This window comes from Streptomyces sp. NRRL S-495 (assembly GCF_000966955.1).
In the GTDB taxonomy this organism is placed as follows: Bacteria; Actinomycetota; Actinomycetes; order Streptomycetales; family Streptomycetaceae; genus Kitasatospora; species Kitasatospora purpeofusca.
In genome coordinates, this window is the sequence record NZ_JZWY01000844.1 from 1 (window position 1) to 14,080 (window position 14,080).

The 14,080-nt window shown below is 76.7% G+C and carries 12 protein-coding genes and 1 pseudogene; 8 read left to right on the forward strand and 5 right to left on the reverse strand.

Annotated elements, in window-relative coordinates:
- Nucleotides 1-727 (forward strand): NPCBM/NEW2 domain-containing protein (locus VR45_RS34700; protein ID WP_199926059.1); only part of this gene is annotated, 727 nt, incomplete at its 5' end.
- A 49-nt stretch (nt 728-776) separates the two neighbouring features.
- On the opposite strand, the gene VR45_RS34705 is transcribed toward VR45_RS34700, so the two are convergent.
- From VR45_RS34705 to VR45_RS34715, 3 genes are all read right to left on the reverse strand, one after another.
- Nucleotides 777-1,481, reverse strand: coding sequence for a DsbA family oxidoreductase (locus VR45_RS34705; protein WP_045943894.1), 705 nt, complete (start codon nt 1,479-1,481; stop codon nt 777-779).
- 80 nt (nt 1,482-1,561) lie between these two features.
- Nucleotides 1,562-2,083 (reverse strand): universal stress protein, encoded by a 522-nt coding sequence (locus tag VR45_RS34710; RefSeq protein ID WP_052709605.1) that lies wholly within the window; start codon nt 2,081-2,083, stop codon nt 1,562-1,564.
- 126 nt (nt 2,084-2,209) lie between these two features.
- Entirely contained in the window at nt 2,210-4,501 is a 2,292-nt protein-coding gene (locus VR45_RS34715; protein WP_045943895.1) for an asparagine synthase-related protein, read from the reverse strand.
- A gap of 723 nt (nt 4,502-5,224) precedes the next feature.
- On the opposite strand from VR45_RS34715, the gene VR45_RS34720 reads away from it, so the two are divergent.
- The 7 genes and pseudogenes from VR45_RS34720 to VR45_RS34745 all read left to right on the forward strand — a co-directional run bounded on the left by VR45_RS34720 (nt 5,225) and on the right by VR45_RS34745 (nt 13,099).
- On the forward strand, nt 5,225-6,652 hold the full coding sequence (locus VR45_RS34720) for a hypothetical protein (protein WP_030398588.1): 1,428 nt from the start codon (nt 5,225-5,227) through the stop codon (nt 6,650-6,652).
- Nucleotides 6,653-6,812: 160 nt separating this feature from the next.
- Nucleotides 6,813-8,051, forward strand: coding sequence for an L-2-hydroxyglutarate oxidase (gene lhgO / locus VR45_RS34725; protein ID WP_045943896.1), 1,239 nt, complete (start codon nt 6,813-6,815; stop codon nt 8,049-8,051).
- Between the two features lie 125 nt (nt 8,052-8,176).
- A complete protein-coding gene (trmB, locus tag VR45_RS34730) occupies nt 8,177-9,007 on the forward strand; it encodes a tRNA (guanosine(46)-N7)-methyltransferase TrmB (RefSeq protein WP_045943897.1) in 831 nt (276 codons plus the stop codon).
- A gap of 477 nt (nt 9,008-9,484) precedes the next feature.
- Nucleotides 9,485-9,733, forward strand: a pseudogene (locus VR45_RS49440) (PrsW family glutamic-type intramembrane protease); the annotation flags it as partial.
- A 215-nt stretch (nt 9,734-9,948) separates the two neighbouring features.
- Complete coding sequence (locus VR45_RS34735) at nt 9,949-10,506, forward strand: PrsW family intramembrane metalloprotease (protein ID WP_052709607.1); 558 nt, start codon at nt 9,949-9,951, stop codon at nt 10,504-10,506.
- Nucleotides 10,507-10,834: 328 nt separating this feature from the next.
- The gene (locus VR45_RS34740) at nt 10,835-11,629 is read left to right on the forward strand and encodes a hypothetical protein (RefSeq protein WP_052709608.1); all 795 of its coding nucleotides are present in this window, start codon (nt 10,835-10,837) and stop codon (nt 11,627-11,629) included.
- Between the two features lie 405 nt (nt 11,630-12,034).
- A complete protein-coding gene (locus tag VR45_RS34745; RefSeq protein ID WP_159394461.1) occupies nt 12,035-13,099 on the forward strand; it encodes a hypothetical protein in 1,065 nt (354 codons plus the stop codon).
- Here the strand turns inward: VR45_RS34745 and VR45_RS44815 are convergent.
- Together VR45_RS44815 and VR45_RS42980 are read right to left on the reverse strand one after the other, a co-directional pair.
- Nucleotides 13,009-13,458: a GNAT family N-acetyltransferase gene (locus VR45_RS44815; RefSeq protein WP_234326451.1), complete on the reverse strand. Its 450-nt coding sequence runs from the start codon at nt 13,456-13,458 to the stop codon at nt 13,009-13,011. The two genes, VR45_RS34745 and VR45_RS44815, sit on opposite strands and share 91 nt — an antisense overlap.
- A gap of 30 nt (nt 13,459-13,488) precedes the next feature.
- Nucleotides 13,489-14,080, reverse strand: a 592-nt coding sequence (locus tag VR45_RS42980) for a hypothetical protein (protein WP_052709609.1), incomplete at its 5' end; no start/stop codon positions are given.

The window sequence follows — 14,080 nt, forward strand, 5'->3', positions numbered from 1 at the left end:
CCGCCGCGCCCAGGCCGGTGCCGGCGGCGCCGAGCAGCCCGCCGGCGACCACGGCGGCCCCCTCGCCGACGCCCGCGCCCCCGAAGCCCACGCCGACCCCGACGCCCACCCCGACGCCGCCCGCGACCGTCCCGGCCGTGCCGGTGCCGACCCCGCCGCCGGTGCCGACGCCCGGGTGCCGCTGCCGCCCGTGCCCGAGGTGGTGGTGCCGACGCCCACCGTGACGCCGAGCCTGCCGACCCAGCCGCCCACGGCCGTCCCGACCCCGCCGGTGCCGACCGACTTCTGGGCCGACGACCTGCCGGTGGTCAGGTCGTCGCACAACCGGGTGCCGCCGCCGCGGCCGAGCATCCGGGAGAACGGCAGCGACTGGTTCTGGCAGCGGGAGAGCGTCTCGGTCGCCGGCGCCGAGCACCGGCACGGCATCAGCGTGCACGCGCCCGCGGCCACGGTGATCGACCTCAACCGGAGCTGCACGTCCTTCGACGCGGTGGCCGGGATGGACGACCTGACCCTCGCCGTCGGCGGGGTGGTCTTCTCGGTGCAGGGTGGCAACGGGCGGACGCTGTGGAGCTCGCGTACCTTGCGGGCGGGCGACCCGGCGGTGCCGGTCCATGTGCCGCTCGGCGGGCAGACCTCGATCCGGCTGGTGGTGTCGCCGGCGAACGGCATCTGGTCGGCGCTGAACATCGCCGACTGGGCCGAGGCCCGCTTCAGGTGCGTCTGAAGCGGGCCCCGGGGCCGGTGGTCCGCCCGGTGCGGGGCAGGCCGCCGGGTCAGACGGCGCAGGAGCCGTCCGCGCACGCCTCGCCGGCCGGGGCGACCTGCACCGGGGCCGGCCGGCGCTCGCCGATCTCGGTGGCGACCTGCTCCAGCACCTGGCGGAAGGTCTCGGCCTCCTGGCCGCCCTGGACGGCCCACTTGCCCTCGAACACGAAGGTCGGCACGGCGGTGATGCCGATCTCGCGGGCCTCGGCCAGCTGGGCGCGCACCTCGGCGGCACCCTCCTCGCCGGCCAGGTAGGCCGTCACCCGGTCGCGGTCCAGGCCCGCGCCGACAGCGACCTCGGTGAGCGCGGTGCGGTCGCCGACGTCCACGCCGTCGCTGAAGTGCGCCTTGAGCAGGGCCTCCTTGAGCCGGCCCTGGGCGGCCGCGCCGTACTCGGTCTCGGCGAGGTGCAGCAGCCGGTGCCCGAGGAAGGTGTTGGCGTGCAGGGCGGCGTCGAAGTCGTAGCCGATGCCCTCGGCCCGGCCCAGCTCGGCGACCCGGGCGTCCATCGCGACGGACTGCGGTCCGTAACGCTCGGCCAGCCACTCCCGGTGCGGGCTGGCCGTGGCCGGGGCGTCCGGCACCAGCTGGTACGGCCGGTAGACCACCTCGACGTTCTCCTTGCCCGCGAAGCCGTCGAGCGCCTGCTCGAAGCGGCGCTTGCCGATGTAGCACCAGGGGCAGGCGATGTCGGAGTAGATCTCGACCTTCATGACGGGGGCTCCAGAGGGGGTGGGGACGGGGTCCGAGATGGATGAACGATGAACCATCTCGGGACATTCCCGGCGTTAGCTCAGGCCTCCGGAGGGGCGGGGACGATCAGGACCGGGCAGGCCGCGTGGTGGACCAGGGCGCCGCTGACCGAGCCCAGCAGGAGCCGGGCGAAGCCGCCGTTGCCCCGGGTGCCGGCCACCACGGTGTGCTGCCGGGCCGAGGAGGCGAGCAGGACCTCGATCACATTGCCGAGCACCACGTGCAGGGACATCTCGGCGGTGCAGGGGTGGGCGCGGGCCCGCTGGACGGCGACCACCGCTCGGCGCAGGCCGTCCGCCATCGACTCGACCAGGGTCTCCACGCTCTCCTGGACCAGTTCGGCCATCCCCGGCGGGTAGCCGGTGGGCGCCGGGTTGACGACGGCGAGCACGTACAGCGGCAGGTCGTGGGCCTCGGCCTCGGTCATCGCCCGGTCCAGGGCCCAGAGCGAGCCGTCCGAGCCGTCGCAGGCCGCGAGCACCCCGGGCGGGCGGTTCGTCGGGAGCCGCCCGAGCACCGAGAGCACGACGGGGACGGACGGGTCGGGACCGGCACTGGTCACCGCGGCCTCCGGGCGGGGGAAGGGGACGGGATGCTCGCCATGATCGCCGCCCGGTGCCGCCCCGTGCCCGAGCCGCGCCGGGAGCCCCGGGAGCGCCGGGAGCGGGGTCGCGCGGTCGCGCGGGGGTCAGGAGAGACGGGGCGGGGACAGGGCGGGGTGGACGGGGTGCGGGAGGCCGGTCCAGCAGGCGCCGTGGCGGCGGGCGCGGACGCGGCGGAGCCAGAGCTCGGTGGCGACCAGGTCGGCGAGGCCCGCCAGGGCGGCGGGCGACAGCGGGGCCGCCGGGTCGGCGGCGCGGTCGAGCGCGGCCCGGACGGCGGGGAGGTCGATCAGCCCGGCCTCGGCGAGCAGCGGCGCGTCGAAGAGTTCGGCCAGGCCGTCGGCGGCGAGCCGCAGGCCCGCCCGGACGGCGAGGGCGCGGTCGGGGCGCGGGCCGCGGCCCCAGTCGGGCGGCAGGTCGGTGCGCCCGGCGCCGGCCAGCACGGCGTGCAGCAGCGCGTGCCGGGCGCCGGGCTGGAGCCGGACCTCGTCCGGGAGCAGCCGGGCGGCCCGCACCACCTGGTTGTCGAGGAAGGGCGCGTGCAGGCGCTGGCCCGGCTGTTCGGTGGCGTGCACCAGCGTGCGGAAGCCGCGCGCGTGCCGGTGCAGGGCGTGCCGGGCCCGGTACGCGCCGGGGTTGTCCCCGGGCGCCGGTTCGCGCGCCGCCAGGCGCAGCCGCAGTGCGACCGCGGAGAGCGCCTCGTCGGACAGCCAGCGGGCGGCGGGCCCCGGGACCACCCAGGCGAGGTCGTCCGCCGAGCGCGCTCCGGCCGTGCCGGCGCCGTCGGGCGTCCGGCGGAGGGTCAGCCGCACGGCGGCGTCGTCGAGCGCGTCCGGGTAGCGGATCCGGGCCAGCCGGTGGGCGGCGCGCAGCACGGTGAGCGGGGTCCGCAGCGCGCCGGTCAGGACGCCGGCGGCCGCCCGGTCGGCGCCCGCCAGCGCGGCCACCGGGGAGAGGAGTTCGCGGGAGCGGCCGGCCCGGACCAGGTCGGCCAGCCGGGCCGGGTGCCCGTCCAGGACCTGCCGGGCGCCGTGGCCGGTGAGGTGGTCGGTGCCGCCCGCCCCGAACCGGGCCTCGGCCCAGGCCGCGGTGACCAGTTCGGGACCGGGCTCGTCGGTGAGCGGCCCGGCGGTCGGGTCGGCGCGCAGGTCCGCGTACGGGAGGGTGTCGGGGCCGGGGGCGAGCACGGTGCGGCGCAGTCGCGGGACGTCCGGGGCGAGCACCGGGACGGCGGGGGCGGTCCCGGTCCCGGTGGTCTCGCCGAAGGTGACGGCGGCGACGGGTTCGGAAGCAGTGCGCGGCCGGGCGGCGGCGCGGGCCCAGGAGCCCTTCACCGCCCCGGTCCGGGCCGGGCCGGCGGCCCCGGGGGCGGACCCGGATCCGGACCCGGGCGTGGCTTCCGACCCGGAGCCGGACTCCTCGGGCGGCGGTCCGGTCTGCGCCGGGACGGCCCGGTACGGCCCGGACGGATAGGCCGCCACCGGTCCGACCGGGCCAGCCGGTCCGGCGGAGGGCGGCACCGCGGCGGCGAGCAGCGCGACGGTGGCGGAGGCCGTCCCGTAGGAGAGGTCGACCCCGAGCCTGGCCCGCCCGGACGGACCGGCCGGCAGCGGGGCCGGACCGGCCGGGCTGGTGCGGACCCGGAACCGGACCGACTCCAGCAGCGCCCGGGTCAACTCCCGGACCGCCGCCGCCTCGCCGCGCCCCGGCACCCCCTCGGCGCCCGGCCCGTCGTACCCCGTGAGGTACGGCCGCCCGCCGCGGACCGCGAGCGCGTGCCCGGGCGGCACCCGCCGCACCCCGAGGTAGGGGGTGCCGGTGCCGAGCGCCTCGGGCGCCTCGGGGCAGGCGAGCCGGGCGGCCAGGTGGCCGGTGTCCAGCGGTGCCCCGACCAGGTCGGCGAGCGGCAGGGCCGCCGTGGCGTACGCGGTGCCGTCGCCCCAGGGGGTGTGGAAGACCGGCCGGGCCCCGGCCAGGTCGGTGAGCAGCACGGTGGAACGGGTGCCGCTGCGCAGCACCACGGTGTAGCTGCCGGGCCAGCCGGTGAGGTGGCGGACGGCGCCGCCGCGGGCGGCGGCCAGGCCGGCGGCGAGTTCGGCGTCGGTGGCGCCGCAGTGGCCGAGCACGGCGAGCCGGAGGGTGGCGGGGCTCGCCTCGAAGGGGTCGGGCACGGTGGCTCCGGTGGTGACCACGGCGGCGGCCCCGGGCCGCAGGGTGGCCAGACGGATCTCCTCGGGCCGCCAGTCGCCGACCGCCCAGAGCGGGTCGGGACCGGTCCACAGGGTGCGCGCGGCGATCGGGGCCACGGCTCCGGGCGGCTCGTGCGCCGGTGCGCCCGGCCGGGGCGCGCCCGTGCACCAGCCCGTCAGCCACCGCATCGCGCCTCCACCGGACGAGGATCTGCACCGCTCGGCGGGTCCGGATCCGCAGCCCGCGTCCGGCGCGCCGTCAGAGGACATGGTGCCACCGGTTGTGCGTCCGGTGACCGGAGTTGTCGTTTCCGGTGCGCGGGCGGGGCTGTTGCCGTAGGGCGGGTCCGCCGGACCAGGCCAGGCGTACGGCGGTGACGGTGCGGGGTTTCGAACACCCGGACGAGCCGTTCCACCGGAGCGGCCCGGGCCTTCCCCTCCCCGGCCCGGACCGCCCCGTGGGTCGCCCTGTCATGGCCATCGCGAGATGGCCGAAAGGCGTCGCTCGGCCCGGGAGGGCATCCGCATGCCCTCCCGGACGTCGCCGCCGCCCGCGGGGATGAAGGCGGCGGCATCCCCCGGCCCGCCGGGTCCTCGACGGCGGGCCGACCCACGACCACCAGCGAATCGCCGACCAGCCGGTCGGGCCAGGGGGCACGGCCGGGCGCACATCGACACGGGACCGGAGCACGGCGCTCCGGCGCGCCGCCGGGAGACCGCCGGGCGGCCGGATCCCGGCGGTCCTGGCCAACTTCGCGACCCGCCCGCCGCCCGGCGCCGGGCGCGCGATCCCGCCATCCGGAATGCGGCCTCTTAACCCTCGGAACGCGTCCGACTACTCTAGGTACAGCAGCTTCGGCCCGGTGCCGCCCGGGCCCCGCGCACAAGGCCGCAGGAGGTGCCGCCGCCACCATGACCGTCAGCCCACGAGGACCGAACGAACGGCTCGGCACGCTCCTGACCCTGGCGCAGATCAGCAACGCGGGTCTGGCCCGCCGGGTCAACGACCTCGGCGCGCAGCGCGGGTTGACGCTCCGGTACGACAAGACCTCGGTGGCCCGCTGGGTCAGCAAGGGCATGGTGCCGCAGGGCCCCGTGCCGCACCTGATCGCCACCGCGATCGGCGGCAAGCTCGGCCGGCCCGTGCCGCTGGAGGAGATCGGCCTCGGCGACACCGACCCGGCGCCCGAACTCGGCCTGGCCTTCCCGCGCGAGGTCCCCGACGCGGTCCGGTCCGCCACCGACCTCTGGCGGGTCGACCTCGACCTGCGCCGCGGTCCCGGCGGCGGCCGCTGGAGCGACAGCCTGGCCGGCACCTTCTCGGTCGCCGCCTACGCGACCCCGGTCTCGCGCTGGCTGATCAACCCGGCCGACGGCTCGGTGGCACGTGAACTGCCGCGCGCCCCGGCCGAGTCGGGCTCGTACCGGGTCGGCCACTCGGACGCCGCCAAACTCCGCGAGGCCGCCCAGGAGGCCCGTCGCTGGGACTCCAAGTACGGTGGCGGGGACTGGCGTTCGTCGATGGTGCCGGAGTGTCTGCGGGTCGAGGCGGCGCCGCTGCTGCTCGCCTCGTACAGCGACGCGGTGGGCCGGGCGCTGTTCGGCGCGACGGCCGAACTCACCCGGCTGGCCGGGTGGATGGCCTTCGACACCGGCCAGCACGAGGCCGCCCAGCGCTACTACATCCAGGCCCTGCGGCTCGCCCGGGCCGCCGCGGACGTCCCGCTCGGGGGCTATGTGCTGGCCTCGATGAGCCTGCAGGCCGGCTACCGGGGCTTCGCCGAGGAGGCCGTGGACCTCGCCCAGGCCGCGCTGGAGCGCAACCGGGGCCTGGCCACCGCCCGGACGATGAGCTTCTTCCACCTGGTCGAGGCCCGGGCCCAGGCCAAGGCCAGGAACGCGGCGGCGTGCGCGACGGCGCTCGGGGCGGCGGAGAGCGCGCTGGAGCGGGCACGCGCCGGGGATCCCGATCCGGCGTGGATCGACTTCTACGCCTACGACCGGCTCGCCGCGGACGCCGCCGAGTGCTTCCGCGACCTCGGGGTGCCCTCCAAGGTCCGCCAGTTCACCCGGGAGGCGCTGGCCCGCCCCACCGAGGGGTTCGTGCGCTCGCACGGCCTGCGGCTGGTGGTCTCCGCGATGGCCGAGGCCGAGGCGGGCAACCTGGACGCGGCGGTCGCGGCCGGCGAGCGCGCCGTCGACGTGGCCGGGCGGATCTCCTCCCAGCGCAGCCGCGAGTACGTGGTGGAGATGCTGCGCCGGCTGGAGCCCTTCCAGGGCGAGCGCCGGGTCCGCGACCTGACCGAACGCGCCCGCGCGGTGATCGTCGCCCCGGCCTGACCGGCGGCACCCCCGCCGGACTCCGGGCGAACCCCTGACGGACACCGCGAGCCCCCGGCGTCGCCCGGCCGAAACGCCCCCGGGCCCCCTCGACCGGCCCCCGCCGTCGTGGCAGCATCGCGGACGGACGGGGGCGGTCGGACGAGGCGAGGAGCGGGCCGTGCGGTACGACGTCGACGTACTGGTGGTGGGGGGCGGGATCGTCGGGCTGGCCACGGCCCACGCGCTGACCGGCGCCCGCCCCGGACTCCGGCTCACCCTGCTGGAGAAGGAACCCGGCCTGGCCGCCCACCAGACCGGCCGCAACAGCGGGGTGATCCACAGCGGCGTCTACTACCGGCCGGGCTCGCTCAAGGCCAGGTACGCGGTGGCCGGTGCCGCCGAGATGGTGGAGTTCTGCCGTACCCACGGCATCCCGCACGAGGTCACCGGCAAGCTGATCGTCGCCACCGGGCCGGCCGAACTCGACCGGCTGCGCGCGCTGGCCGAACGCGGCCGGGCCAACGGCATCCCGGTCACCGAACTGGACCGCCGGGGCATCGCCGAGTACGAGCCGCAGGTCACCGGCGTCGCCGGCCTGCACATCGGGAGCACCGGCATCTGCGACTTCCCCGCCGTCGCCGACACCTACGCGCGCCTCGCCCGCGAGGCCGGGGCGGAGATCCGCACCGGCACCGAGCTGCGCGCGATCGCCCGACGGGCCGACGGCGTCACCGTGCAGACCTCGGCCGGGGAGCTCCGCTGCCAGGTCCTGGTGAACTGCGCGGGCCTGCACAGCGACCGGATCGCCCGGCTGGCGGGCGACGACCCCGGCCTGCGGATCGTGCCCTTCCGCGGCGAGTACTACGAACTGGTCAAGGAGCGCCGGGAGCTGGTCCGCGGACTGGTCTACCCCGTGCCCGACCCGGCGTTCCCGTTCCTGGGCGTCCACCTGACCCGGGGCGTGCACGGCGACGTGCACGTCGGCCCGAACGCGGTGCCCGCGCTGGCCCGCGAGGGCTACGACTGGCGCACCGTCCGCGCCCGCGACCTGGCCGGCACCGCGGCCTTCCCCGGCACCTGGCGGATCGCCCGCCGGCACTGGCGCTACGAGGTGGGCGAGCTGCACCGCTCGCTGTCCAAGCGGGCGTTCACCTCGGCCGTCCAACGGCTGCTGCCGGCCGTCGTCCCGGCCGACCTGGTCCGGGCCACCGCCGGGGTCCGCGCCCAGGCGGTCGCCAGGGACGGCTCGCTGCTGGACGACTTCGCCTTCGCCGGCTTCGACCCCGACGACCCGCGCTCCACCCGCCGCCTGGTGCACGTGCTGAACGCGCCCTCCCCGGCCGCGACGGCCTCGCTGCCGATCGGCCGGGAGGTGGCCCGCCGGGCGCTCGCCGCACTGGACGCGGGCGGACGGTGAGGACGGCCTGCGCGGGCGGGCCCGCGCGGACGGTGAGGGCCGACCCGGCCGGCCGCGGCGGCGGACGTGGGGCCCGTCACAGCGCCCCCGGCCCCCGCCCGGCGGCCCCGTAGACTCGGTTGATTGTGACTGCCACCGCCCCGATCCCCCAGCCCTCGCCCTCCGCCCGGCTCTCCGCGGCCCCCGCCGCCTACCCGGCGCCGATGTACCCGCACAAGGCCACCGAGGCCCAGCACAGCGAGCGGCGCATCCGCAGCTTCCAGCCGCGCCGGGGCCGGATGACCAACGCCCAGGCGGGCGCGCTGGACCGGAGCTGGGAGACCTACGGCATCGCGATCGACGGCACCCCGCTCGACCTGCCCACGCTCTTCGACGGCCTGCCGGTCACCCTGGAGATCGGCTTCGGCATGGGCGAGACCACCGCCGCGATGGCCGCCGCCGACCCCGCCATGGGCATCCTGGCCGCCGACGTCCACACCCCCGGCCACGGCAACCTGCTCGGCATGCTGGAGCGCGACGGCAGCACCAACGTCCGCCCCGCCGCCGGTGACGCCGTGATCCTGCTGCGCGACATGCTCCAGGACGCCTCGCTGGCCGGTCTGCGGGTCTACTTCGCCGACCCGTGGCCCAAGCCGAAGCACCACAAGCGGCGGCTGGTCCAGCCGTCCTTCCTGGACCTGGTCCTCCCCCGGCTGGCACCCGGCGCGCTGGTGCACTGCGCCACCGACTGGGAGCCCTACGCCGAGCAGATGCTCGCCGTGCTGTCCGCCTCCCCGGAGCTGGAGAACCTCCACCCCGAGGGTGACGGCACCGGCTGGACCGAACCGGCGGACCACCCGGACGGCTCCGTCCCGGGTTACGCGCCACGACCGGACTGGCGCCCGGTCACCAAGTTCGAACGGGCCGGCATCGCCAAGGGCCACGTGGTGCACGACCTGCTGTTCCGCCGCCGCTGACGCCGCGCCGGGCGTTCGACCCGGCGCGCCCGCACGGGCCCCGACGCCGCCGGCGGGCGCGTCCGGGGCGGACGGTTCCCCCCGACTCCGCCCGGCCGCCCGGCGGCTTGGCCTACCCTGTGCCGGGTGAGCACCCCGTCCGGCGATGGGTACCACATCACCGTGCGGGCCGCCGACGACCGAGAGACGCCCACGCCCACCGCCGACACCCGGACCATCCCGGGGCCGCGGAGGCGCCGGGCCCAGCGGTTCGTGCCCCGGCCGGGCCGCGCCGACCCCCAGGACCCCGGCACGCGCCGGGACGGCCCGACGGCGCCCGGACCGGCCCCCGGCGGCCGCCGCCCGCTGCGCCCGGCCGCCTTCTCCGCGGTGACCGCGACGGCCGTACTGACCCTGGCCGGCTGCGGGGTGCTGATCCTCCACCTGGTCCGCCGCCAGACCGGTACCGCCGGACTGCTGGTCGGCCTCGGGCTGGCGATGGTCCCGCTGCCCTTCGTGCTCGGCGGGCTCGCCTGGCTCAACCAGACCGCCCGGGTACCGCTGCGGCACACCGTGTTCTGCCTCGGCTGGGGCGCCTGCGCCGCCACCACCGTGGCCATCCTCGCCAACGGCTGGACCAGCACCTATCTGAGCACCCACCAGGGCAGCCTCGGCGAGGCACTGGGCGCCGACCTGGTCACCCCGGTGATCGAGGAGAGCGCCAAGGGCGCCGCCCTGCTCGTCCTGCTGCTGCCGATCGGCCGGCGGCTGCGCTGCCCGGCCGGCCGCGCGGGTACGAGCGCCGGCTCGCCGGACCGCACGCCCGCGGCCGGCTGCGGCTGCGCCCCTATCCGCGCCCGCTGCCGCACCCGTCGGCCGCACCCGCCGCAGGCCCCGGCGGACGGCCGCCGCCCACCGGTCACCGGCGGGCCCGGTCCCGGCCGCGCACCCTGGCCGCCGGGGTGGTCCTCGGCGGGATCACCGCCTGCGGCTTCGCCTTCACCGAGAACGCGCTCTACCTGGGGCGGGCGTTCACCGACGACCAGCAGCAGCGGCTGGACAGCATCGGCCTCGGCGAGGCGCCCAGCCTGCGGGACTTCGACAGCACCGTGCAGACCTTCGTCCTGCGCGGCCTGCTCTCGCCGTTCGCCCATCCGCTGTTCACCGCGCTGACCGGGCTCGGCCTGGCGGTCACCCTCACCACCGGGCGCCGCCGGCTGGCCCGGCTGGCGGCGCCGACCGGGCTGGTCCTGTCGATGGCCCTGCACGGGACCTGGAACGCCGCCGCCGACCTCGGCACCCACGGCTTCCTGCTGGTGTACGCGGTGCTGATGGTGCCCTGCTTCGCGGCGCTGGTCTGCTTCTCCGCCTGGGCCCGGTCCCGGGCCGCCCGGCACCCCGGACGGGCCGGGCCGCCGACGCCGCGGGCCCGGGCCGGCCTGCGGACCGCCGCCCGCCTCGGACGGCGCTTCGCCGCCCGGCTCGGAGGGTGGCTCGGGGGGCCGGCCGGGGGCCCGTGAGGAACGGATTTCCCATCCGGGCGATCTCCCCGTATTGTTGTGTTCACCGACGCGGGGTGGAGNCAACGAAGGCCCGGAGGACTCGTCCTCCGGGCCTTCGTCGTTCCCCGGGGCAGGTGCGTTCCCGAGCCCTTGACCGCGGGCGGCCCGGGCGGCGGCCCGCGGCGGTCCGGTCCGGACGGCGGGCGTCCGCTCCGGGCCACGGTCCTGCCACGGAGCGGTAACAGCACCCAGGGGCAAGATCGACCCGCCGGGGCCGACGATCATACTGAGGGAAAAGACGACTCCTTCGGATGTGGACCGTCGCGCCGAGTTAGGACACACACTCATGCTGTCGAAGCGCCTTGCCAGCACCACCGCGATCGGCCTGCTGCTCGTGGCCGGGGCGACCGCCTGCGGCGACAACGACAAGCCCGCCGCCGCCGACAAGGCCGCTGCCGGCAAGGCCGCCGCCGCGCCGGGGCTGGACACCGAGAAGCTCACCGCCGAGGAGATCCAGCAGCAGGCCAAGGACGCCCTGGCCGGCGCCACCTCGGTCAAGGTCGTGGGCACCGTCAACAAGGACAGCGACCAGGTCGCCGTCGACCTGGCGGTGGACACCAAGGGCCAGTGCAAGGGCACCCTGAGCCTGCCGGGCACGGGCAAGTTCGAGCTCCTCGGCGACGGCAAGCAGGTCTACCTGAAGCCCGACACGGCGTTCCTGACCAGCGCCACCGAGGGGAAGAACCCCCAGGTCGTCGAACTCCTCAAGGGCCGCTGGATCGGCGGCGCGCAGGACGACCCGGACATGAAGGAGCTCACCACCGCCTGCAACCTGAAGGAGCTCACCAAGACCTTCGGCGCCGGCGACGACAGCAAGGCCACCAACATCACCAAGGGCTCAGCCGGCACCGTCAACGGCGCGAAGACCTTCAGCGTCAAGTCGAAGAACAGCTCCGGCGGCGAGGTCACTCTGCACGTCGCCACCGAGGGCAAGCCGTACCCGCTGCGGATCGAGAAGAGCGGCAAGGGCGGCGGCCAGATGGACTTCACCGACATCGACAAGGCGCTGACCGTCCAGGCCCCGCCGGCCGACCAGGTGATCGACTACTCGCTGTTCAAGGACAAGGTGCAGGCCGCCTGATCCGGCGGCGATAAATCCGTTGCCCTCCCTCCGGGGCGCTGCCTAAAGTGGCGGCACACTGAAAGGAGGTGATCCTGAGTTGAGTTCCATCAGGATGTGTGAGGTGGCTGCTCGCTAGAGCCGCCCTTGCCTGTGCAGGGTGGGGCCCATGGTCCCCGGCAGGCGAAATTCCCAGCAGTCACCCGGCCCGCGGGCTCACCGGTACATCCACGGTGCCTCGGCGCCAGGCCCCTCGCGGGTCCGGCACCGAGGAGCAGCCCGCGGGCCGTCTGCGTTCCCGGGCGGGTTTCCGCGACCGCCCGGAGGGCATCCCCGCTAGGAGTCGGCTGGCCCCGGCACGGAGCCGGCGCCTAGAGTCGGCGCGCGCTCCGCAGGGGCGGGGTGCGGGCACTGGGGGTGTGGGCGATGGCGACACGGCGGACCGGCGGTACGGCGGCGGTGCGGACGGCTCGACGGGCCGCGGTCGGAGCACTGCCGGGCGTGGGCCTGCTGGGGCTGGTGCTGTTCTCGCTGGGGCGGCCGCACCCGTGGCAGGCGCTCGGCGGTGGACTCGTGGTGGCCTGCGCGGCGACCCTGGTCGGCGGGGCGCTGGGGTTCCTGTTCGGGGTGCCCCGGGTGCGCGCCGGTGCGGCGGGCGCCGAACCGCACGGCTCCTACGTGCCCAACACCAACCTCGAACAGGTCTCGGACTGGCTCACCAAGGTGCTGCTGGGCGTGGGCCTGACCCAGCTCGGCTCGATCGGCGAGCGGCTCGACCAGCTCGGCTCGACCCTCGCCCCGGTCCTCGGCGGGGGCGCGGACGCCTCGCCGTTCGCCGCCGCGCTCGTCCTCTACTTCGTGCTGCTCGGCTTCCTGGCCGGCTGGCTGCTGACCCGGCTGGCGCTGCCCCGGGTGCTCTCGGACGCGGACCGGGCGCTGGACCTCTTCCTGGCCGGGCAGGACCGGGACCGCAAGGGCGACCGGGTCGGCGCGGACGACCTGCGGATGCGGGCGATGCAGCACCTGGGCCTGGTGGGCACCAGCACCGGCAAGCCCGACGACCTGCCCGGGTCGATGCTGCCGACGGACCCCGCGGGCGGGTCGGAGGGGCTGGTGGCGGAGGTCCGGTCGACGGCCCGGCGTTCGGCGCTGACGGCCGCGCAGGTGCGGGAGCTGTTCGCGGACGGCTCGGAGGGGCGCCGGGTCCAGGCGCTGGCGCTGATGCAGGGCGATCCGGCGCTGGGCGACCTGCCGAGCGTGCTGGAGGCGATCGAGCACCCGCGCTCCGGGTTCGAGCAGTACCACGCGCTGCTGGCGGCGCGGGGAACCGCGGGCCTGAGACGGCGGGTGCCGGGCCGACCCGGAAGCCGGCCGCAGGACCTGGCGGGACCCGACGCGGCTCAGAGGGCGAAGCGGAGTTCCGGCCGGTCCCAGCCGATCGGCGGGCGGGCCGGGAAGGTGCCGACCCGTTCGGCGCCCATCCGCAGGTAGAAGGCCTCCGCCGGCGGGTGGGAGACCACCCGGATGCCGCCGCCGAGGCCGAGGGCGCGGGCCCGGTCGAGCAGGTGGGCGATGAGCCGGCGGCCGACGCCGAGGCCCTGGGCCCGGTCGGCGACGAACATCAGGTCGAGCTCGGCCGGTTCGGTGATCAGCGCGTAGAAGCCGAGCAGGTCGCCGTCGGCGGCGCGTACGGCGAGGTGGACCTCGTGCCGGGCGAGGTACTCGGGGGTGACCCGGTACTCGGCGATCATCTGCGCGTACGCCCCGCGGTAGGCGGAGCAGTCATGGATCAGGGCGGTGAGCCGGTCGGCGTCCGTGGCCGCGGCCGGCATGATCAGGATCTCGGTCACGGGCTCCGAGTATAGGGATGAAATAGCATTTCAACCATTACCTGGTCGCCGCTCCGGACGGCCGGCCCGGCGCAGCACGAGCATCCGGCGGGGGCGGCCGCCCTCGGTGGCCGGGGGGAGGATCCGGATCTCGCTGGCGATCCGGCGCTCGCCGAGCCGGTGCCGGACGGTGTCGAGGTGGCCGGCCCGGCGGCCCGTGCCGTCGAACAGCGGATGGACCCGGACCTCGCCGGTGGGCGCGGTGACCCGGACCAGCTCGGTCAGCGCGGCCAGCTGCCGCTCGGGCCCGAAGAGCGCGGGATAGGCGAACACCAGGTAGCCGCTGAGGGTGAGGGCGAAGGTGCCGTCCGCGAACGGGAGCCGGGGAAGCGCGGCGGCGACGTACTGCCCGGGGTGGGCCGCGCGGTCGGCCGCGAAGAGCCGGCGGGCCCGGTCCCAGCTGCGCAGGTAGCGCTCGGGCGGGCGGTGGCGGCGGGGCGGGTAGAGCTCGGGACGGGCGTCCATCGCGGCGGCCATGGCCGTCCGGGCGGCCAGCGCGCGGGCGGCGATCTCGTCGGTGGGCCGGGCGTACACCGGGTCGGTGGCGATGACCCGGCAGCCGAGCGTGCGGGCCTCGGCGGCC

Excerpts from the sequence above, each read along its gene's own strand:
- VR45_RS34705 (WP_045943894.1), bottom strand. The coding sequence starts at position 1,481 with ATGAAGGTCGAGATCTACTCCGACATCGCCTGCCCCTGGTGCTACATC.
- VR45_RS34715 (WP_045943895.1), bottom strand. The coding sequence starts at position 4,501 with ATGCGGTGGCTGACGGGCTGGTGCACGGGCGCGCCCCGGCCGGGCGCA.
- VR45_RS34720 (WP_030398588.1), top strand. The coding sequence starts at position 5,225 with ATGACCGTCAGCCCACGAGGACCGAACGAACGGCTCGGCACGCTCCTG.
- VR45_RS34740 (WP_052709608.1), top strand. The coding sequence starts at position 10,835 with ATGCTGTCGAAGCGCCTTGCCAGCACCACCGCGATCGGCCTGCTGCTC.
- VR45_RS34745 (WP_159394461.1), top strand. The coding sequence starts at position 12,035 with ATGGCGACACGGCGGACCGGCGGTACGGCGGCGGTGCGGACGGCTCGA.